The 19,366-nt window shown below is 59.2% G+C and carries 22 protein-coding genes; 18 read left to right on the top strand and 4 right to left on the bottom strand.

What is annotated here, in order from left to right; genetic code table 11:
* Positions 1 to 3: 3 nt before the first annotated feature.
* From RTS12_RS08360 to RTS12_RS08280, 17 genes are all read left to right on the top strand, one after another.
* A complete protein-coding gene (locus RTS12_RS08360; RefSeq protein ID WP_312527376.1) occupies positions 4 to 663 on the top strand; it encodes an adenylate kinase in 660 nt (219 codons plus the stop codon).
* A 162-nt stretch (positions 664 to 825) separates the two neighbouring features.
* Complete coding sequence (gene rpsM / locus RTS12_RS08355; protein ID WP_312527374.1) at positions 826 to 1,194, top strand: 30S ribosomal protein S13; 369 nt, start codon at positions 826 to 828, stop codon at positions 1,192 to 1,194.
* 13 nt (positions 1,195 to 1,207) lie between these two features.
* The gene (rpsK, locus tag RTS12_RS08350) at positions 1,208 to 1,597 is read left to right on the top strand and encodes a 30S ribosomal protein S11 (RefSeq protein WP_020951858.1); all 390 of its coding nucleotides are present in this window, start codon (positions 1,208 to 1,210) and stop codon (positions 1,595 to 1,597) included.
* Positions 1,598 to 1,712: 115 nt separating this feature from the next.
* Entirely contained in the window at positions 1,713 to 2,729 is a 1,017-nt protein-coding gene (locus RTS12_RS08345) for a DNA-directed RNA polymerase subunit alpha (protein ID WP_312527368.1), read from the top strand.
* 114 nt (positions 2,730 to 2,843) lie between these two features.
* The gene (rplQ, locus tag RTS12_RS08340; protein WP_312527367.1) at positions 2,844 to 3,266 is read left to right on the top strand and encodes a 50S ribosomal protein L17; all 423 of its coding nucleotides are present in this window, start codon (positions 2,844 to 2,846) and stop codon (positions 3,264 to 3,266) included.
* A gap of 334 nt (positions 3,267 to 3,600) precedes the next feature.
* Entirely contained in the window at positions 3,601 to 4,212 is a 612-nt protein-coding gene (locus RTS12_RS08335) for an autoinducer binding domain-containing protein (RefSeq protein ID WP_312527365.1), read from the top strand.
* Positions 4,213 to 4,273: 61 nt separating this feature from the next.
* Entirely contained in the window at positions 4,274 to 4,864 is a 591-nt protein-coding gene (locus RTS12_RS08330; RefSeq protein WP_312527363.1) for an acyl-homoserine-lactone synthase, read from the top strand.
* Between the two features lie 63 nt (positions 4,865 to 4,927).
* The gene (locus tag RTS12_RS08325) at positions 4,928 to 6,256 is read left to right on the top strand and encodes a replication-associated recombination protein A (protein ID WP_312527361.1); all 1,329 of its coding nucleotides are present in this window, start codon (positions 4,928 to 4,930) and stop codon (positions 6,254 to 6,256) included.
* Entirely contained in the window at positions 6,253 to 6,627 is a 375-nt protein-coding gene (gene crcB, locus RTS12_RS08320) for a fluoride efflux transporter CrcB (RefSeq protein ID WP_312527359.1), read from the top strand. Before RTS12_RS08325 ends, crcB begins: the two co-directional genes overlap by 4 nt.
* Positions 6,624 to 7,685, top strand: a complete 1,062-nt coding sequence (locus RTS12_RS08315) for an RluA family pseudouridine synthase (RefSeq protein WP_312527356.1) — start codon at positions 6,624 to 6,626, stop codon at positions 7,683 to 7,685. Before crcB ends, RTS12_RS08315 begins: the two co-directional genes overlap by 4 nt.
* Positions 7,682 to 8,341 carry an HAD-IA family hydrolase gene (locus RTS12_RS08310; protein ID WP_312527354.1) on the top strand — a complete coding sequence of 220 codons (660 nt, stop codon included), beginning with the start codon at positions 7,682 to 7,684 and terminating at the stop codon, positions 8,339 to 8,341. The genes RTS12_RS08315 and RTS12_RS08310 overlap by 4 nt, the downstream gene beginning before the upstream one ends.
* Complete coding sequence (locus RTS12_RS08305) at positions 8,334 to 9,044, top strand: ATP12 family chaperone protein (protein WP_312527352.1); 711 nt, start codon at positions 8,334 to 8,336, stop codon at positions 9,042 to 9,044. Before RTS12_RS08310 ends, RTS12_RS08305 begins: the two co-directional genes overlap by 8 nt.
* Positions 9,045 to 9,205: 161 nt before the next feature.
* Positions 9,206 to 10,231, top strand: a complete 1,026-nt coding sequence (locus RTS12_RS08300; protein ID WP_312527350.1) for an amino acid ABC transporter substrate-binding protein — start codon at positions 9,206 to 9,208, stop codon at positions 10,229 to 10,231.
* A 144-nt stretch (positions 10,232 to 10,375) separates the two neighbouring features.
* Entirely contained in the window at positions 10,376 to 11,629 is a 1,254-nt protein-coding gene (locus RTS12_RS08295; protein WP_312527348.1) for an ABC transporter permease subunit, read from the top strand.
* A gap of 1 nt (position 11,630) precedes the next feature.
* Positions 11,631 to 13,082 carry an amino acid ABC transporter permease gene (locus RTS12_RS08290; protein ID WP_312527346.1) on the top strand — a complete coding sequence of 484 codons (1,452 nt, stop codon included), beginning with the start codon at positions 11,631 to 11,633 and terminating at the stop codon, positions 13,080 to 13,082.
* 10 nt (positions 13,083 to 13,092) lie between these two features.
* On the top strand, positions 13,093 to 13,863 hold the full coding sequence (locus RTS12_RS08285) for an amino acid ABC transporter ATP-binding protein (RefSeq protein ID WP_312527345.1): 771 nt from the start codon (positions 13,093 to 13,095) through the stop codon (positions 13,861 to 13,863).
* Positions 13,864 to 13,927: 64 nt separating this feature from the next.
* Positions 13,928 to 14,836, top strand: coding sequence for a calcium-binding protein (locus tag RTS12_RS08280; RefSeq protein WP_312527343.1), 909 nt, complete (start codon positions 13,928 to 13,930; stop codon positions 14,834 to 14,836).
* A gap of 89 nt (positions 14,837 to 14,925) precedes the next feature.
* On the opposite strand, the gene RTS12_RS08275 is transcribed toward RTS12_RS08280, so the two are convergent.
* On the bottom strand, positions 14,926 to 15,786 hold the full coding sequence (locus RTS12_RS08275; protein WP_312527341.1) for a D-amino-acid transaminase: 861 nt from the start codon (positions 15,784 to 15,786) through the stop codon (positions 14,926 to 14,928).
* Positions 15,787 to 15,800: 14 nt separating this feature from the next.
* Positions 15,801 to 16,766 (bottom strand): N-acetyl-D-Glu racemase DgcA, encoded by a 966-nt coding sequence (gene dgcA, locus RTS12_RS08270; RefSeq protein ID WP_312527339.1) that lies wholly within the window; start codon positions 16,764 to 16,766, stop codon positions 15,801 to 15,803.
* A 102-nt stretch (positions 16,767 to 16,868) separates the two neighbouring features.
* Here dgcA and RTS12_RS08265 point away from each other — a divergent pair, with 102 nt between their 5' ends.
* Positions 16,869 to 17,831: an L-malyl-CoA/beta-methylmalyl-CoA lyase gene (locus RTS12_RS08265; protein ID WP_312527337.1), complete on the top strand. Its 963-nt coding sequence runs from the start codon at positions 16,869 to 16,871 to the stop codon at positions 17,829 to 17,831.
* A gap of 93 nt (positions 17,832 to 17,924) precedes the next feature.
* On the opposite strand, the gene RTS12_RS08260 is transcribed toward RTS12_RS08265, so the two are convergent.
* Together RTS12_RS08260 and RTS12_RS08255 are read right to left on the bottom strand one after the other, a co-directional pair.
* Positions 17,925 to 18,293 (bottom strand): zf-TFIIB domain-containing protein, encoded by a 369-nt coding sequence (locus RTS12_RS08260; RefSeq protein WP_312527335.1) that lies wholly within the window; start codon positions 18,291 to 18,293, stop codon positions 17,925 to 17,927.
* Between the two features lie 73 nt (positions 18,294 to 18,366).
* On the bottom strand, positions 18,367 to 19,366 hold a 1,000-nt coding region (locus RTS12_RS08255), incomplete at its 5' end, for an ATP-binding cassette domain-containing protein (protein WP_312527333.1).

Raw genomic sequence — 19,366 nt, 5'->3', positions numbered from 1 at the left:
CTGATGACCGTTAATATCATCCTTCTTGGCCCCCCGGGCGCAGGCAAAGGCACTCAGGCACGTCGTTTGGAAGAGGGCAGAGGGCTGGCTCAGCTGTCCACCGGCGACATGCTGCGCGCTGCCCGCAGCTCGGGTACCGAGATGGGCAAGCGCGTGGCCGAGGTCATGGACAAGGGCCAGCTTGTGACTGATGAGATCGTCATCGGGCTGATTCGCGAGCAGCTAGAGACCTCGGATGCGCCGGGTTTCATCTTTGATGGCTTCCCGCGCACTTTGCCGCAGGCTGATGCTTTGGGCGCGCTTATGGCGGGCATGGGGCAAAAGATCGATGCCGTGATCGAAATGCGCGTCGATGATGAGGCGCTGGTTGCGCGCATCACCGGCCGCTATACTTGCGGCAACTGCGGCGAGGTCTATCACGATCAGACCAAGCCGACCAAGGTCGAGGGTGTTTGCGACATCTGCGGTTCGCATGACCTGCGCCGCCGGGCCGACGACAATGAGGACAGCCTTAAAACGCGTCTGCTTGAATACTACAAAAAGACCTCGCCGCTGATTGGCTACTACTATGCCAAGGATATGCTGACGACGGTTGATGGCCTTGCGGATATGGACAATGTTGCCGATGCGATTGCAGCGGTGCTTGACAAAGGGCGGGGCTAGGCTTGACGCCTGACTGCGAATCCTTTATTTCGCAGCATCTCTTATGAGAATCATTCGTTTTGTACGAATGGCCGGTTAAGGGCCCGGAGGCAGTGCTTTCGGGTCTTTGGTTGTGAAAAAAGGTTCCGGTACAACGGAACCGCAACTTGAAAAGGAAAACGCGTGGCTCGTATTGCTGGCGTAAACATTCCGACGGGGAAACGCGTCCCCATCGCTCTGACCTATATCCACGGCATCGGCCCGATGTATGCTGCGCAGATCATCGAAGCTGTTGGCATCGATCCGACCCGTCGCGTCAACGATCTCACCGATGCAGAAGTTCTGCAGATCCGTGAATACATCGACGCAAACCTGACGGTTGAAGGCGACCTGCGTCGCGAGAACACCATGAACATCAAGCGTATGATGGATCTGGGTTCGTATCGTGGCCTGCGTCACCGTCGCGGCCTTCCGGTCCGCGGTCAGCGTACCCACACCAATGCTCGCACCCGCAAGGGCCCGGCTAAGCCGATCGCCGGCAAGAAGAAGTAAGGGGAGCTGAACAATGGCACGCGATAAGACTCGTATTAAGCGCAAAGAGCGCAAAAACATCGCCACCGGCGTGGCGCATGTGAACAGTTCCTTCAACAACACCAAGATCCTGATCTCGGACGTTCAAGGCAACGCAATCTCGTGGTCGTCGGCTGGCACGATGGGCTTTAAAGGCTCGCGTAAGTCGACCCCCTATGCTGCGCAGATGGCTGCTGAAGACGCTGGCCGCAAGGCACAGGAACATGGCGTTCGCACGCTGGAAGTCGAAGTTCAGGGTCCGGGTTCGGGTCGTGAATCGGCTCTGCGCGCTCTGGCTGCTGTTGGCTTCAACATCACCGCGATCCGCGACGTGAGCCCGATTGCTCACAACGGCTGCCGTCCGCCCAAGCGCCGCCGCGTCTAAGATTTGACTGACATTCAGCGCCCCGCATCTGATGACGCGGGGCGCCGTTCCGCATTTCACCTCGGGCGTTTCCTGCTACTGGACATGGGCGGGGAACAAGTATGGAGGCAAACGCATGATCCACAAGAATTGGGCTGAGCTGATCAAGCCGACGCAGCTTGACGTCAAGGCGGGTGCAGATGCCAGCCGTGTGGCCACTGTCGTCGCGGAACCGCTAGAGCGCGGCTTCGGTCTGACGCTTGGCAACGCGCTGCGTCGCGTTCTGCTGTCGTCGCTGCAAGGTGCCGCGATTACGTCGGTACAGATCGACAACGTCCTGCACGAATTTTCTTCGGTTCCGGGCGTCCGCGAGGATGTGACCGATATCGTCCTCAACCTCAAGGGCGTCACGCTCAAGATGGACGTGGACACCCCCAAGCGCCTGACGCTGACCGCGAAAGGCCCGGGCGAGGTTCGCGCCGGTGACATCACCGAAACCGCGGGCATCACCATCCTGAACCGTGACCACATCATCTGCCACCTTGATGAAGGTGCAGATCTGCGCATGGAACTGACCGTTCAGAACGGCAAGGGCTATGTTGCGGCCGACAAGAACCGTCCGGAAGATGCGCCGATTGGCCTGATTCCGATCGACGCGATCTTCTCGCCGGTCAAACGCGTCAGCTACGAAGTCTCGCCGACCCGCGAAGGTCAGGTTCTGGACTATGACAAGCTGACGATGAAGGTCGAAACCGACGGTTCGCTGACCCCCGATGACGCCGTGGCCTATGCTGCGCGCATCATCCAGGACCAGCTCTCGGTCTTTGTGAACTTCGAAGAGCCCGAACAGGCTGGCCACAAAGATGCTGATGACGGTCTTGAGTTCGACCCGCGCCTTCTCAAGAAGGTCGACGAGCTGGAGCTGTCGGTCCGTTCGGCAAACTGCCTCAAGAACGACAACATCGTTTATATCGGCGATCTGATCCAGAAAACCGAAGCCGAGATGCTGCGCACCCCGAACTTCGGGCGCAAGTCGCTGAACGAGATCAAAGAAGTGCTTTCGGGCATGGGCTTGCATCTGGGTATGGACGTGGTCGATTGGCCGCCGGAAAATATCGAAGATCTGGCCAAGCGTTTCGACGACCAGTTCTGATTTGGAATACGGGGGCGGCAACGCCCCCGGACGACTGGGTCGCAAGACCCCAAGGAGAGCGGTTCCTACGCAGAACCGCCCGGACAAAGTAAAAAGACGTTATAGGAGATTATCATGCGTCACGCTCGCGGTTACCGCCGTTTGAACCGTACCCACGAACACCGCAAAGCGATGTTCGCTAACATGGCTGGCTCGTTGATCGAGCATGAGCAGATCAAAACGACTCTGCCGAAAGCCAAAGAACTTCGCCCGATCATCGAAAAGCTGATCACGCTGGCAAAACGCGGCGATCTGCACGCACGCCGTCAGGCTGCTTCGCAGCTGAAGCAAGACCAGTATGTCGCGCGCCTGTTCGAAATCCTCGGCCCGCGCTACAAAGAGCGTCAGGGCGGCTATGTTCGCATCATGAAAGCCGGTTTCCGTTATGGCGACATGGCTCCGATGGCGATCATCGAATTCGTCGAGCGCGATGTCACCGCCAAAGGCGCTGCTGACCGTGCCCGTCTGGAAGCTGAAATCGTCACCATTGACGAGTGATTCGTCTGCCGTAATCACGGCCCGAATCATCTGCTAGCAACAAAGTGATTGATCCCCGGCTTGGTTAGTCGGGGATTTTTCATATTTAAAGACTAAGACGAAGTATCAATTGTTGTAATCGTTGTGGTTGAATCAATCTTAACGCACAAAACGCTGGGTTCTGTGTCGTTGATTTTACATAAATCGTTGTTGTTTATGTGAAAGTGCCAGAAATAACACAACCTGGGCGAACAAAGCTGCAGCCAGTTATAGACTTGTTAACAGTTTTAGGCATAGATTGACCCACTATTCATTTATCTTTTCCAAATTGTCGGAACAATCTGTCTAAAGCGATATGTCATCACGCGCAGAAATCAACGCAGCATTGCAAAAGTTCAAGAAAATGTGCCCCGCGGGCTATTTTGTTGGGCTTCATATCCGTTTTGCTGCTCCTTTGATGCAGTTTCAGACCTATCCCGAGGATTGGCTGCAGCGCTACGCTGAGCGCGCCTATGCTCTCAGAGATCCGACCATTGCTTGGGGTTTCTCGACGACAGGTGCTTGCCGGTGGAGCGTGTTACCGGTGCCGGATCCGTTCAACATCTTGCAGGATGCAGCGGACCACGGCTTGACCTATGGGCTTGCTGTCTCACATGGGCCAATGCAGTCGCGTACAATTGCCTGCTTTACGCATAATAAGCGGGAATTCACCGATGAAGAGATCGAAACGATCTCTAAAACGCTTTGGCGGCTTCACGAGATTACCGAGCCGCCAGAGAGCCTGACAAAGGCTCAGCAAGAGGCCCTTCGGTGTATTGCGGAAGGGGATCGCCATGCGGCGGCGGCTGCGAAACTTGGCATCACTGAGAGCGCATTCAAGGCACGGCTCATTTCGGCGCGGGAACGCCTGATGGCCCGAACCACTGCCGAGGCGCTGCAGCGGGCTAAGGAATACCGTCTTCTGTAGGGCGACGCCCGATCGTCCGTGTATGCCTGGGGCTCTTTATTAGCACCCCAGGAGACAGCAAATGCAGACCACCACTCTTTCCTATTCGAACCTACACAATCACGGCGAACTGTTTGCGAATGTGTTCCGGGCAAGAAAGCAGTCGTTCATCATCCAGAAAAACTGGGACTTGCCACAGACGGACGACATGGAGTTCGACCAATATGACACCCCGATGAGCCGTTGGGTTGCCATTCATGAACTGGGACGCGTCTATGCGGGCGTCCGCCTGACACCGAGCACGGCGCGGTGCGGGATGTATACATATATGATCAAAGATGCGCAGTCAGGCCTGCTGGGCGGCTCGATTCCAACGGATCTGTTGGATGCCGAGGCTCCGGTCGATCCCGGCACCTGGGAGGCTAGCCGCCTTTTCGTGGATCACGATACCCCGCAGTCCAAGCGCCGCCATGTCCATCGCCATCTGGTGACTGAAATGACCGCATCGGCGCGTGCGCTTGGGGCGACCCGTCTGGTTGCTCTGGTTGCCGCGACCTGGCCGCGTTGGTTGTTGCCCACGGGCCTTGATGCACAGGCAATGGGTCGGGTCATGTGGATTGATGACGGTTATTTCCAGTGTGTTTCGATCAATCTTGCCACCAAGATGCACTAAGCGCTTCGGCCGGTATGCTGGGGGCTTTCGCCAAAGCAGCGGGCGGCGTAACATGCCGCCCGAATGGCTGATTTGTTTGACAATACACAGGGCGCCGTGCCCTCGGGGCGCGCCGCGCCAAGGCCGCTGGCGGATCGTATCCGACCGGCACAGATGGCTGATGTCGTAGGTCAAGAAAAGCTGCTGGGCCCCGAGGGGCCGTTGGGGGCCATGCTTGCCGCAGGCAGCTTGTCCTCGTTAATCCTTTGGGGGCCGCCCGGTGTCGGTAAAACGACGATCGCGCGGCTCTTGGCACAGGAAACCGATCGCAGCTTTGTCCAGATTTCGGCGATTTTCACCGGGGTCGCCGATCTGCGCAAGGTCTTTGACGCGGCCAAGCTGCGTGCCGATCAAGGGCGGGGCACCTTGTTGTTCGTGGATGAGATCCACCGTTTCAACAAGGCGCAACAGGACAGTTTCCTGCCGCATATGGAGGATGGCACGATCATGTTGGTCGGTGCCACCACCGAAAATCCAAGCTTCGAATTGAACGCAGCGCTTTTGTCGCGGGCTCAGGTGGTCATTCTGGACCGCCTCAGCCTGGCCGATCTAGAGCGGTTGGCACAGCGCGCCGAGCGTGAATTGGGCCGGGCTTTGCCTTTGACGGGCGAAGCGCGCGAGCGGCTGCTTGAGATGGCCGATGGCGATGGGCGCGCGGCGCTGAACCTGATCGAACAGGTCGCATCCTGGAAGGTCACGGGCAAGCTGGATACCGAAACGCTTGGCAAACGGCTGATGCGGCGCGCGGCGAAATACGACAAATCCGGCGACGAGCATTACAATCTGATTTCCGCGCTGCACAAATCGGTGCGCGGCTCGGACCCCGATGCCGCGCTTTATTGGTTCGCGCGTATGCTAGAGGGCGGCGAGGATCCGCGTTATCTGGCGCGGCGCATCACGCGCATGGCGGTCGAGGATATCGGTCTGGCCGATCCGGCAGCGCAGCGACATTGCATGGATGCCTGGGCGCTTTACGAAAGGCTGGGTTCGCCCGAAGGCGAGCTGGCCCTGGCCCAGGCGGTTGTCTATCTGGCGCTCGCGCCCAAATCGAACGCGGTTTACGTGGCCTATAAGGCCGCACGCGATCTGGCGCGGCGCTCGGGCAGTCAGATGCCGCCTGCCCATATCCTGAATGCGCCGACCAGCCTGATGAAAGATCAGGGCTTTGGCGCAGGCTATGCCTATGATCACGACGCCGAAGACGGATTTTCCGGGCAGAACTATTTCCCCGACGGTATGAAACGGCCGGTGTTCTATGCCCCGGTCGAACGGGGATTTGAGCGTGATCTGAAAAAGCGGGTCGAATGGTTTGCGGGACTGCGCGCAAAACGCCGAGGGGCCGATCGCCCATGACTTACACATGGTTACAAGTGGCTTTGGGCGGTGCGATTGGCGCATCCGCCCGTTACGGCATCAATATTGTGATAGGTCGGCTTATTCCCGGCTTGCCCATTGGCACGCTTTTGGTCAATATCGCAGGCTCCTTTATGATGGGCCTGTTGACCGCAGTTTTCGCACATCGAGGAGGCCAGCAATTTGCACCCCTGCTTTTGACGGGCGTACTTGGCGGTTTCACGACCTTTTCGGCTTTCTCGCTGGATACGCTGACCTTATGGGAGCGTGGACAGGCCGGGCTTGCAGCGGGTTATGTCATTTTTTCCGTCGCATTGTCGCTGATCGCGATTCTTTGCGGCATTTCTATAGGACGGGCGGTACTGGCATGAGTGGGGTTCAGACAATTCGCATCGGCGCGGATGAGGGCGATCAGCGCCTTGACCGCTGGCTGAAAAAGCGTTTCCCGCAGCTTTCGCAGGGCAATGTCGAAAAGATGTGCCGGACCGGGCAGATCCGGATCGATGGTGGCCGGGTCAAGGCCAGCTCGCGGATCGAGACCGGACAAGAGGTGCGCGTGCCGCCCCTTCCTGACGCATCCGAAGTCGAGCGCGCCCGCGCCGAGCGTCCGCTGACCAGCAAGATCAGCAAGGCTGATGTCGAGATGATTCAGCGGGCCGTGATCTTCAAGGATGAACATATCATCGCCCTTAACAAGCCCGCAGGCCTGCCCTCGCAAGGCGGCAGCGGGCAAGGCGAACGTCACGTCGACGGTCTGACCGTCGCGCTGATGTTTGGGTTCAAGGACCGGCCAAAGCTGGTTCACCGCCTGGATAAGGATACCTCGGGGGTGCTGCTTTTGGCGCGTACCGATCGGGTCGCCCGTGCTTTGTCCGAGGGCTTTCGTCACCGCAACACCCGCAAGATCTATTGGGCGGCGGTTGCGGGCGTGCCTCATCCGCGCATGGGTTCGATCAAATATGGTCTGGTCAAGGCGCCGGGTCGCGGACGCATGGGCGAGGGCGAAAAGATGGTCTGCGTTCATCCATCCGAGGTCCAGAACACCGAAGGCGCCAAGCGCGCCCACAGCGATTATGCCGTGCTGTCGATGCTGGGCATGCGCGCATCCTGGGTTGCACTGTCACCGATCACCGGACGCACGCACCAGCTGCGCGCGCATATGGCCGAAATCGGACATCCGATCGTGGGCGACGGGAAATACGGCGGCTCGGGTCAGGAAAACCTTGGCGATGGCTGGGGCTCGCAGCTGGGTGGGGACATCAGCCGCAAATTGCATCTGCATGCGCGCATGATCACCTTTGAGCATCCGATCACCAAGAAAATGATGACCATTACCGCGCCTTTGCCCGATCATATGGCGCGGACCTGGAAAACGGTGGGTTGGCACGAGAATGACGTACCTTCGGACCCGTTCAGCGAGGACGAATGAAGCTTGTCATTTTTGATGTCGATGGCACGCTGGTCGACAGTCAGGCCCTGATCCTGGCTGCAATGACCCACGGGCTAGAGGTGGCAGGGCTCAAGGCACTGCCACGCGAAAAGGTGCTGTCGATCGTCGGGCTTTCGCTTGGGGTTGCGGTGGCCGAGCTGGTTCCCGATGCGCCTGCCGATGTTCAGGATGCCGTGGTTGCAGGTTATCGCGCGGCATTTCAGCAGGCGCGCCTGCAACAGGTCGCGCCGCTTTATCCTGGTGCCGAGGAATGTCTGCGGCAATTGGCTGCGCGCGATGACCTTTTGCTGGCGATTGCCACCGGCAAAAGCCGTCGCGGGCTGTTGGCGATGGTCAAGGCGCATGGCTGGGAAAAGCTGTTTCTTAGCCTGCAGACCGCTGATGATCACCCCTCCAAACCGCATCCCGGCATGATCGAGGCGGCCCTGTCCGAATGTGGAATCGCGGCAGATCGGGCCGTGATGATCGGCGACACGAGTTTTGACATGGACATGGCGCGCGCGGCCGGGGTCGCGGGCTTCGGGGTGTCTTGGGGCTATCACCCGGTCCCGTCGCTTCATGCCGCAGGTGCGCGTTTGGTCGCGCCTGATTATCCTGCGCTGACGCAATCCTTGCTGGAGTGGGCAAATGAGTGAATGGAAAGCACGACGTTTCTGGAAGAAAGCCCATATCCGCCCCGAGGGCGAAGGCTGGGCAATCGATCTGGATGAGCGCCCTCTGCGCACCCCCGGCAAGCAGGCGCTGATCGTTCCGACCGAGGCGTTGGCACGCGCCATTGCTGCGGAATGGGACGCACAGGTCGATGTGATCGATCCAGAAAGCATGCCGTTGACCCGCGCGGCCAATTCCGCTTTGGAAAAGGTCCATCCGCAATTCGATGCCGTGGCCGATATGCTGGGTGAATATGGCGGCACGGATCTGTTGTCTTATCGCGCGACCGGCCCCAGTGATCTGGTCGCCCGTCAGGCGACGGGTTGGGATCCGCTGCTGGATTGGGCAAGCAAGGATCTGGGGGCTGCGCTGGCGGTCACCTCGGGAGTGGTGCCGGTTGCGCAAGATCAGGCCGCCTTGCAAAAGCTGCGCGCCGAATTGTCCCAGCTGGATGATTTTGGCCTGACCGCGCTGCATGACCTGGTGACCTTGCCCGGCTCTTTGGTGCTGGGTCTTGCGGTGATCCGTGGTCGCCTTAGCGCCACCGAGGCGCATGAGCTGGCCCGGATTGACGAAGAATATCAGGCCGAAAAATGGGGCCGCGACGAAGAGGCAGACGAGGCAGCCGCCAATCGTCTGCGCGCGATGCAGCTGGCCGAGCAGCTTTGGAAGCTGTCGCGGCGCTAAGACAAAACCGCTAAATCCTTGACGACCTGCCCCTGATGCGCACTATTGCTGTCAGGGGCATTTTCATTTGTCCGGAGCAATAAACCGATCAACGGTTTGAACAAGCGCCGTCGGGCCCAACCGGCGTGCGGTGCAGCAGAGAGGAATCCATGAGGACATCGATGAGAAAATCGGTATTTGTCGGAACCGTGACCGCCGCTGCCTTGGCCGCCGGCGCTGGCTTTGCCGCCGAGGGTGACACGCTGAAAGCGGTCAAAGAGCGGGGCTCGCTGAATTGTGGCGTGCATACCGGATTGGTCGGCTTTGCCGCGCCAGATTCCAACGGCAACTGGAATGGCTTTGACATTTCGTTCTGTAAGGCGCTGGCCGCAGCAGTCGTGGGCGATGCCACCAAGGTCAAATTCGTTCCGCTGACGGGGCAGACCCGCTTTACCGCGCTGGCTTCGGGCGAGGTGGACGTTCTGGCGCGCAACACAACCTGGACCTTTCAGCGCGATACCGAGCTGAAGTTCGACTTTCTTGGCGTGAACTATTACGACGGCCAGGGTTTCATGGTCCGTAAAGATCTGGGCGTCAGCTCGGCCAAGGAACTGGATGGCGCGACCATCTGCGTTCAGACCGGCACCACCACCGAAATGAACTTGGCGGATTATTTCAAGTCCAACAACATCAAGTATCAGCCGGTGAATATCGACACCAGCTCTGAGGGCGAGCAACAATATCTTGCTGGTGCTTGTGATGCCTATACAACCGATGCCTCGGGTCTGGCCTCCCTGCGCGCGGCTTTCGCCGATCCAGAGAACCATATCATCCTGCCCGAGATCATCTCGAAAGAGCCGCTTGGCCCGCTTGTGCGTCATGGCGACAACAACTGGGGTGACATCGGCCGCTGGACGCTTTTCGCCTTGATCGCGGCCGAGGAATACGGCGTGACCTCGGCCAATATCGACGAGCTGGCCAAATCCTCGACCAACCCCGAGGTGCAGCGTCTGCTGGGCTCGACCGATGATCTGGGCAAGATGATCGGGCTGGATGCAGAATGGTCCCGCCGCGCCATCAAGGCAGGCGGCAATTACGGCGAGATTTTCGCCGCAACCATTGGCGAGCAGACCCCGATTGGTTTGGCGCGCGGTCTGAACGCGCAATGGACGCAAGGCGGCCTGATGTACGCCATGCCGTTCCGCTGATCAGTATTTGCTAATCATGGCCGCATCCCGTTTGCACGGGGGCGGCCTTTTCCGATGATCGCACCAGACGCCAAGACCTGATCGCAACGACCAAACCATACAAGCAGGGTGCCAAGCCCGCAGGATTGGAAGCAGGGGAAAACAATGGTCGACTATCCGGGGGCGGAGCATCCGCCATTCCGCCTGTCCATGCTGATCTATGATCGGCGATATCGCGCGATTACCATCCAGGTTGTGGTGTTCATTCTGGTCATGGCGGTGATCGCCGGACTGGTGCGCAATGCCATTCACGCCTTTGAAAGCGCTGGAAAGACCTTTAGTTTCGACTTTCTGTTTCGGCGCGCGGGCTATGACATTCCCCAACAGCTGATCCCCTTCAATTCGGATGACACGCATCTGCGGGCGACAATCGTTGGCCTGTTGAACACATTGCTTGTGTCGGCACTGGGCTGTGTTTTTGCGACAATCATCGGGGTCGTCGTCGGCGTTCTGCGCCTGTCGTCGAACTGGCTGGTGTCGCGGCTGATGCGGATCTACGTCGAGATCTTTCTTAACCTGCCGCTGCTGCTGTGGATTTTGGTGTTTCTGGCGATTTTTACCGATGTGTTGCCGACTCCGAATGCCTATCGCGGCGAAAACCCGTCGGCGCATATGATCTTGTTTGATACGATCGCGCCCACCAACCGCTATACCGCCATCCCGACACTGGCGATGGATCGTGATCCCGGTGTGATCCCCTTGGGTCGCGAGGGGGTGAATATCGCCTTTATCATCTTCGCGGCCGTGCTGGCGGCTGCGGTGGTGATCCGACAGATGATCGCCAATTGGGCAACTCGGGTTCAGAACCAAAGCGGGCGACGCCCGGTGACCTGGTGGATTCAACTGCTGTTGTTCATCGTGCCTTTCGTGGCGCTGAGCTGGTATTTTGGCCTGCATCTGGTGCGTCCACAGCTTAAGGGCTTCAACTTTGTCGGCGGCATCAATCTGGACAACGCCTTTGTCGTCTTGCTGATTGCATTGTCGCTTTATACCGGGGCCTTCATCGCCGAGGCGGTGCGCGCGGGCGTAATGTCGGTCAGTAAAGGCCAGGCCGAGGCCGCCTTTGCGCTGGGGCTGCGACCAAGCCGCACGATGTCACTGGTGATTTTGCCACAGGCCTTGCGGGTGATCGTGCCGCCGCTGATTTCGCAATATCTGAACCTGACCAAGAACAGCTCTCTGGCGATTGCGGTCGGCTATATGGACCTGCGCGGGACGCTTGGGGGCACTACGCTGAACCAGACCGGACGCGAGATGGAATGTATGATCCTGATGATGGCGATCTATCTGGTCGTCAGCCTGATGATCTCGGGGGTGATGAACCTTTATAATTCCCGCGTTAAATTGAAGGAGCGCTAAGATGAGCGACCTTCCCAACACCCCGACAGGCTTTGTGCGCAATGCCATGCTGCCCGCCCAACCCGCGCCGGCCGCCAGCGCAGGGCTGATCGGCTGGCTCAGGGCGAACCTGTTTTCAGGGCCGCTGAATATTGCGCTGACCCTGTGCGGGATTGCCGCGGTATGGCTGTTGATTGCGAAATTCGGACCTTGGTTCGCCCATTCGGTCTGGAACGCGGATTCGCTGAAGGAATGCCGCACCATCATCACCCAGCGCTATGGCGAAGGGGCCACGGGCGCCTGTTTTGCCGTGATCCATCACCGATGGAATCAATTCCTGTTCGGCTTTTACCCGCGCCTTGAATACTGGCGCCCGACGCTGGCGTTTGGTCTGCTGTTCTTTGCCATCGCGCCGATCCTGTTCGCCGATAGCCGCAGGTTGCGTTGGACGGTGATCGCCCTTGCCGCCGTCCTGACCTTTATGTGCTGTCAATTGCTTGGCGCAAGCACGACCCATCTGTTGGTGGCCGGGGCAGGGCTGGTTCTATGGGCGGCGCTGATCGAATATCAGCCGCGCCGCGCCCTGATTGCGACGCTGATCTATCCGTTTTTGGGGGTTTGGCTGCTTTGGGGGGGCTCGTTCTGGTTTCCGTTCATGGCGTTGATGGGCTTTTGCGTTGGCCTTGTGGTCTGGCGTGCCTGTGCCCGGCTGGGGATGATCGGGCTGGCGATCGGCGCGGTTGCGGCCGTGATCTGGTGGGGCTTTGGCTATGATCCCGCAGGCGCTGCGATGCAGGAGCTGTTGCCGCTTGCCTTGCCGCGCGTGCCCTCGACGCAGTTTGGCGGCTTTGTTCTGTCGGTGACAATTGGCGTCGCGGGCATTGCGATGTCACTGCCTGCGGGCGTTATTCTGGCCTTGGCGCGACAGTCGGACCTGCCGGTCGTCAAGATGCTGGCGATTATCTTTATCGAATTCATTCGCGGCGTGCCGTTGATCGGCATGCTGTTCGTGGCCTCGCTGCTGCTGAACTATTTTCTGCCGCCGACCGTGCAGTTCGACATTATCCTGCGCGTGATCGTCATGGTGACGATCTTTGCCTCGGCCTATATGGCCGAGGTCGTGCGCGGGGGGCTGGCGGCGCTGCCTGTGGGGCAATACGAGGCCGCAGATGCGCTTGGGCTGGACTATTGGAAGGCGCAGCGACTGATCATTTTGCCGCAAGCGCTGAAGATCGCGATCCCCTCGATCGTGTCGACCTTTATCGGCATGTTCAAGGATACGACGCTTGTTACCTTTGTCGGGCTCTATGATCCGCTTAAGGCGATGTCCGATTCCGTGCGTGCCAGCTTTGAATGGAAAGGCGCCTATTGGGAGCCGTATCTGTTCGCCGGTGCGATATTTTTCATCCTCTGCTTTGGCATGTCGCGGTATTCGCTTTACCTCGAAAATCGGCTGAAGCGGGATCATCGTTAAGAGGCCTGCCATGACCGAGCCCGCAGCAATCCCCGAAAATCGCGCCAACCCTGCGATCGAGATGCAGGATGTGAACAAATGGTATGGCAGCTTTCACGTGCTGCGCGACATCAACCTGACCGTCCGCAAAGGCGAAAGGATCGTGATCGCCGGCCCGTCGGGGTCGGGGAAATCAACCTTGATCCGCTGTATCAACCGGCTAGAGGATCACCAGCGGGGCCGCATCATCATTGATGGGGTCGAGTTGACCAATGACCTGAAAAACATCGACAAAGTCCGCTCGGATGTCGGGATGGTGTTTCAGCATTTCAACCTTTTTCCCCATCTCACCGTCCTGGAGAATTGCACCTTGGCTCCGATCTGGGTGCGCAAGCAGCCCAAGCGCGAGGCCGAGGAAACCGCGATGCATTTCCTGCGCAAGGTTCGCATCCCGGAACAGGCCGCCAAATATCCGGGACAGCTGTCGGGCGGCCAGCAACAGCGCGTCGCAATTGCACGGTCCTTGTGTATGCAGCCCCGGGTGATGCTGTTTGATGAGCCGACCTCGGCGCTTGACCCGGAAATGATCAAAGAAGTTCTGGATACGATGATCGAGCTGGCCGAGGATGGCATGACCATGCTGTGCGTCACCCATGAAATGGGCTTTGCCCAAGCCGTCGCCCATCGCGTGATTTTCATGGACCAAGGTCAGATCGTTGAAGAAAACGAACCGCGTGAATTCTTTAACAACCCTCAATCCGAGCGCACGAAACTGTTCCTGAGCCAGATCCTCGGGCATTGAAACCACTGTTGCCTCGCCTTGTCAGAGCGGTCTATCTTGCCGCAAAATTATCGGAGAGACGTTGATGAACCAGACCTTGTTTCTGCTCTTGGGTGTCCTGGGCCTCGCGGGTCTTGGCTCTTTGATTTCTGGCAACGATGACAATCACGGCCCGGATACGCCCGCTGATCCGTTCGAGGGCCATAAGGTCATCGAAGGCACCAACGATGCCGATACCATTGAGGGTGGACCAGAGGATGATGCGATCTTGTCCTATGACGGCGACGATCTGGTCGACGGCAAGGGGGGTGATGACATCATCTGGACGGGCGAGGGCAATGATACCGTTCTTGCCGGGCCGGGCGATGACGAGGTCTATCTGGGTCGGGATGACGATCTTTACGGTGCATATGATCTGGGCGCGGACGAGGGCAATGACACCATCGTCGGTGGGTCCGGGCGCGATGTGATCATCACCAATGGCGGCAATCACCGCGTCTTTGGCGATGATGATCCCGATAATATCGACTACAAAGACTATGAGCCCAAGGGCAACGATTCCATCTATGACAATGGTGGTACGGTTTATGCCTACGGTGGGCGCGGCGATGATCTGATCTGGTCGCCCGACGATTCCGACCCCGAAAACCCCGATACCTTACTGGGTGGGGATGGCGATGATACGATCTATGCAGGCGGTTACGATATCATCGACGGCGGCAAAGGATCGGATCTGTATATTCTGCGCAGCGATTCGTCGGGTCCGGCGGATATCACCTATGGTGGCGCCGACAATATCCAGATCGCTCTGCCCGACGGCTATACCGGCACCCAGGAATACGAGCTGCTGCAAGACGGAGACAACGTTCGCCTGGTGCTTGACGGCAAGGATCTGGCAGTGCTGCGCGATGTCACCGTGAGGGATGTCAAACCGGTCAGCTTCATCAATCAATCGGCAGCCCCGGTGCCGCCATGGCTGTCTGGCACCAATTGATGCCCTGATCTGGCTCGCAAAGCCCGCCCATGAAAAAGCCCGCCGTCGAGCGATCGAACGGCGGGCTTCTTGTTGCAAGTCTTGTGCGATCAGACCGCAGCCTTGCGCGATTCCTCAAGATAGATTTCGCGCAGACGCACAGCCACCGGGCCGGGGGTGCCTGCACCTAGTTTGACGCCGTCGATTTCGACGACGGGTGTGACAAACCCCGAGGCCGAGGTGATAAAGGCCTCGTCGGCCTGCTGAGCTTCTTGAATGGTAAAGCTACGCTCTTCGACGCTCATCTGAGCTTCGTGGGCAAAGCGCAGGACCGCCGCGCGGGTAATGCCGTGCAAGATGTCATGGCTTAGCTCGCGGGTGATGATCTTGCCGTCCTTGACGATATAGGCGTTGTTCGAGGTGCCTTCGGTGACTTTGCCATCCTCGACCAGCCAGGCATCATCGACGCCTGCGGCCTTTGCCTCCATCTTGGCAAGGCTCGGGTACAGCAGCTGAACGGTTTTGATGTCGCGGCGATGCCAGCGCAGATCCTGAACCGAAATCACGCGCAGGCCGGTTTTGGCGGTGGGCGAATCGGCTAGGCCGGGCTTGGATTGCGTGAACATCACCAGGGTCGGCTGCACCTCGGCAGGCGGAAAGACGAAATCGCGATCGCCGGGATTGCCGCGCGACACCTGCAGATAGATCAGGCCATCACCGATGTCGTTGCGCGCGACCAATTCGCGCTGTGCGGCAAGATAGCCCGCCGTATCCAGCGGATTTTTCATCGCAAGTGCATCCAGCGAGCGCTGAAGCCGGGCCATATGCCCGTCGAAATCCAGCAATTTTCCATCGAGAACGCTGACGACCTCATAGACGCCGTCGCCCATCAGGAAGGCGCGATCAAAGATCGAGACCTTCGCCTCGGTTTCGGGCAAATATTCGCCATTGAGGTAAACTGTCCGGGTCATGCTGTCTCTCTCTCCTATCCCCATAGAGCGGGCGTGGCAGGAATGATCTTCGATTGCTCGTAAATCAAGCCATTTTCGCGGTCCTGTGCCAGCAGAAGCGGCCCGTCCAGGTCAATGAAGGATGCATCTTGTGCCACAAGGACGGCAGGTGCCATCGACAGGCTAGAGGCGGCCATGCACCCCACCATCAGACCAAAGCCCTGGGCCACAGCCGCGTCTTTCAGGGCCAGCGCCTCGGTCAGGCCGCCGGTTTTGTCCAGCTTGATGTTGATGACATCGTATTTTCCAACCAGATCGCTCAGGCTGTGGCGGTCGTGGCAGCTTTCATCGGCACAGATCGGCACCGGCCGGGGCAGGGTCCGCAGGGCGTCATCCTGGCCAGCCGGCAAGGGCTGTTCGACCAAGGCCACGCCCAGTTCGGCCAGCTGCGGGACCAGTTCCAGATAGCTTTCCGGGGTCCAACCCTCATTGGCGTCCAGGATCAGCTGGGCCTGTGGCGCGCCCGAGCGCACGGCGCGCAGCCGCGGCAGATCATCGGGCGTGCCGAGCTTGACCTTGAGCAACGGGCGGTCGGCATTGGCGGCGGCTTTGGCCCGCATCGCCTCGGGGGTATCAAGCGACAGGGTAAAGGCCGTGATCAAAGGCCGAGGCGCGGGAAGGTTCAGTAAAGCATGAACCGGTTGGCCCGACAGCTTGGCCGCGTGATCCCACAGCGCGCAATCGACACCATTGCGTGCGGCGCCTGCGGGTAACAGCAACTGCAACTGCGCCAAGGTGACATCTTGGGGCAGGGATGCGATTTGTGCCAACACGCTTTCGACCGTCTCGCCATAGCGGCCATAGGGCACACATTCGCCCGACCCGGTCACGCCATCGCGGCAGATGGTGACCTCGACCACCTCGACATGGCTGCGCGAGCCGCGGGCAATGGTGAAATGGCCGTCAAAGGCATAACGGCGCATTTGGGCTTGGATCGTCATCACTATTCTTTCTGCATCTGCGAAATGGACTTGAAGGTGGCCGCGCAATTATATAACAAGGGCGGGCTTAGTCGTGAAACATCCTTACTGTACGGGTTTGTCATGTCCTTTCGCCTTCAGCCTGCTGCCCCTGCCAGATTGAACCGCTGCCAGCTTTTTGGCCCCGGTTCGCGCGAGGCGCTTTTTGCCAAAATGGCAAGCTCTGCGGCGGATGTCATTAACCTTGATCTCGAAGATTCGGTCGCGCCGGACGATAAGGACCGCGCGCGGCGCAATATCATTCAGGCGATCGGCGATATTGACTGGGGCAACAAGACGTTATCGGTGCGCATCAATGGGCTGGATACGCCCTATTGGTACCGCGATGTCGTGGATCTGCTCGAGCAGGCCTCGGATCGGCTGGATCAGATCATGATCCCGAAAGTGGGCAATGCTGCCGATGTCTATGCCGTAGACGCGCTGGTCAGCGCGATCGAGGCCGCCAAGGGGCGCCAAAAGCGGATCAGCTTCGAGGTGATCATCGAGTCGGCCGCCGGCATCAGCCATGTCGAAGAGATCGCCGCCGCAAGTCCGCGCCTGCAAGCCATGAGCCTGGGTGCTGCGGATTTCGCTGCCTCGATGGGCATGGCCACGACCGGGATCGGCGGCACCCAGGAAAATTACTATATGGCGCATGAGGGGGCGAAATATTGGTCCGACCCCTGGCATTGGGCGCAAACCGCGATTGTTGCCGCCTGCCGCACACATGGAATCTTGCCGGTTGATGGCCCGTTCGGCGACTTTAGCGATGATGAGGGATTCGTGGCTCAGGCCCGGCGCTCTGCAACCTTGGGGATGGTTGGTAAGTGGGCAATCCACCCCAAGCAGATCGCGCTGGCCAATGATGTTTTCTCGCCTAGTGCAAAAGTCGTAGGCGAAGCGCGCGATATCCTTGCTGCAATGGAAGATGCCAAGAAAAATGGGGCAGGGGCGACTGTATACAATGGTCGACTTGTTGACATCGCGTCTATTCGTCAGGCACAAGTAATCGTGAAGCAGGCAGAGTTGCTCGCCGCTTCAGCATAGGAATACCCGGACGGCTGCGCGGGGAGGCAAAGCCGTCCAATCGGGGGAGGAGACAGGCCCTGCGGCAGCGCGGGGCCTGTTCATTTGATGCGCTTAGAAGTCGAACAGATCCGACAGGAACGACTCGCGCTTTTTCTTTTTGCCGTGACCGTAGTCATCATCATAACGCCGATAGTCGTCACGATCATGACGGTCATCACGGCGTTCCTCTGAGCGGCGGTCGTCGAAGCGACGATCTTCAAAGCGGCGGTCATTCTCGCGGTGATGGTCACCGTCGCTTTGTGAGCGTGCGCCGTCATGGCGCGGCGCGGCGATGGGTGCGGATTCGGCGGCGGCGCGTTCCAGGATCTTGTCCAGCTCGCCCCGGTCCAGCCATACCCCGCGACATTTGGGGCAATAGTCGATCTCGACCCCGTTGCGCTGGCTCATGGCCAAGGTTTCACCGTCGATCGGGCACTGCATCTTATCCTCCAGTTCGTCTTGTCTGACCTAGGAAAGGTGGGGGGGCATGATGGGTCAGACAAGGGCCGCAACCTTAGTCGGCGGATTCAAGAACCTGCCAATTGCTGGGGATTTTAGGGGCTGCGGCGACCAGTCGCAGGGTGGTGGGATGGCTGGGGGCATCCATGACCTGCTGGGTCGGGCCGGTTTCGACGATCTTGCCCTGATCCATGATGGCCACGCGGTCCGTAATCTGGCGGACGACGGACAGGTCATGGCTGATGAAAAGATAGGCCAGGCCATATTCCTGACGCAGCCGCGCCAGCAGGTCCAACACCTGCGCGCGGATGCGCACATCCAGCGCACTGACCGCCTCGTCCAGAATGATCAGCCGGGGGCGGATGATCAATGCCCGGGCAATGGCAATGCGCTGGCGCTGTCCCCCCGAGAATTCGTGGATATAGCGCCCCATCGCATCAGCAGGGATGCCGACATCGGCCAATGCTTTGGCCACATGATCGCGCCAATCGCGGGGGCGGCCCGTCAGGTGAATGGGTTCGGCCACAAGCCTGTCGACGCGCCAGCGCGGATCGAAACTGCCATATGGGTCCTGAAACACGACCTGCATCTTGGCACGCTGCGCCCGCGACATTGCGCGGCCTGCGCGCACGGGCTCTCCATCCAGCAGGATCTGTCCCCCCTGCAATGGGTCCAGTCCCAGAATCGCGCGGGTCAGCGTCGATTTCCCACAGCCCGATTCCCCGATCAGACCCAGCGATTCCCCGCTATGCAGCACCAGATTGGCGTGATCGACCGCACGCAGCCGATCCATGCCACCGCTGATGGCGCTTTGAGGCAGGGCATAGTCGCGCACCACATCTTGCACCTGCAGCAAGGGCTGATCTGACGCGGGCGCAACCCGCACCCGTTCAGGCTGATGGGTCGATGCGGCAAAAAGCTGGCGGGTGTAGGGATGTTTGCGATTGCGAAAAAGGGCCTGGGTCGGCGCACTTTCGACGATTTGGCCCGCCTGCATCACCGCGACCTGATCGGCGATGCCCGCCACCACCGCCAGATCATGGGTGATCAGCAAA

Source organism: Paracoccus sp. (in: a-proteobacteria) (genome assembly GCF_032007265.1).
Classification (GTDB): Bacteria; Pseudomonadota; Alphaproteobacteria; order Rhodobacterales; family Rhodobacteraceae; genus Paracoccus.
The sequence above is the reverse complement of the archived record's forward strand: the minus strand, read 5'-3'. Positions and strand labels throughout refer to the sequence as shown.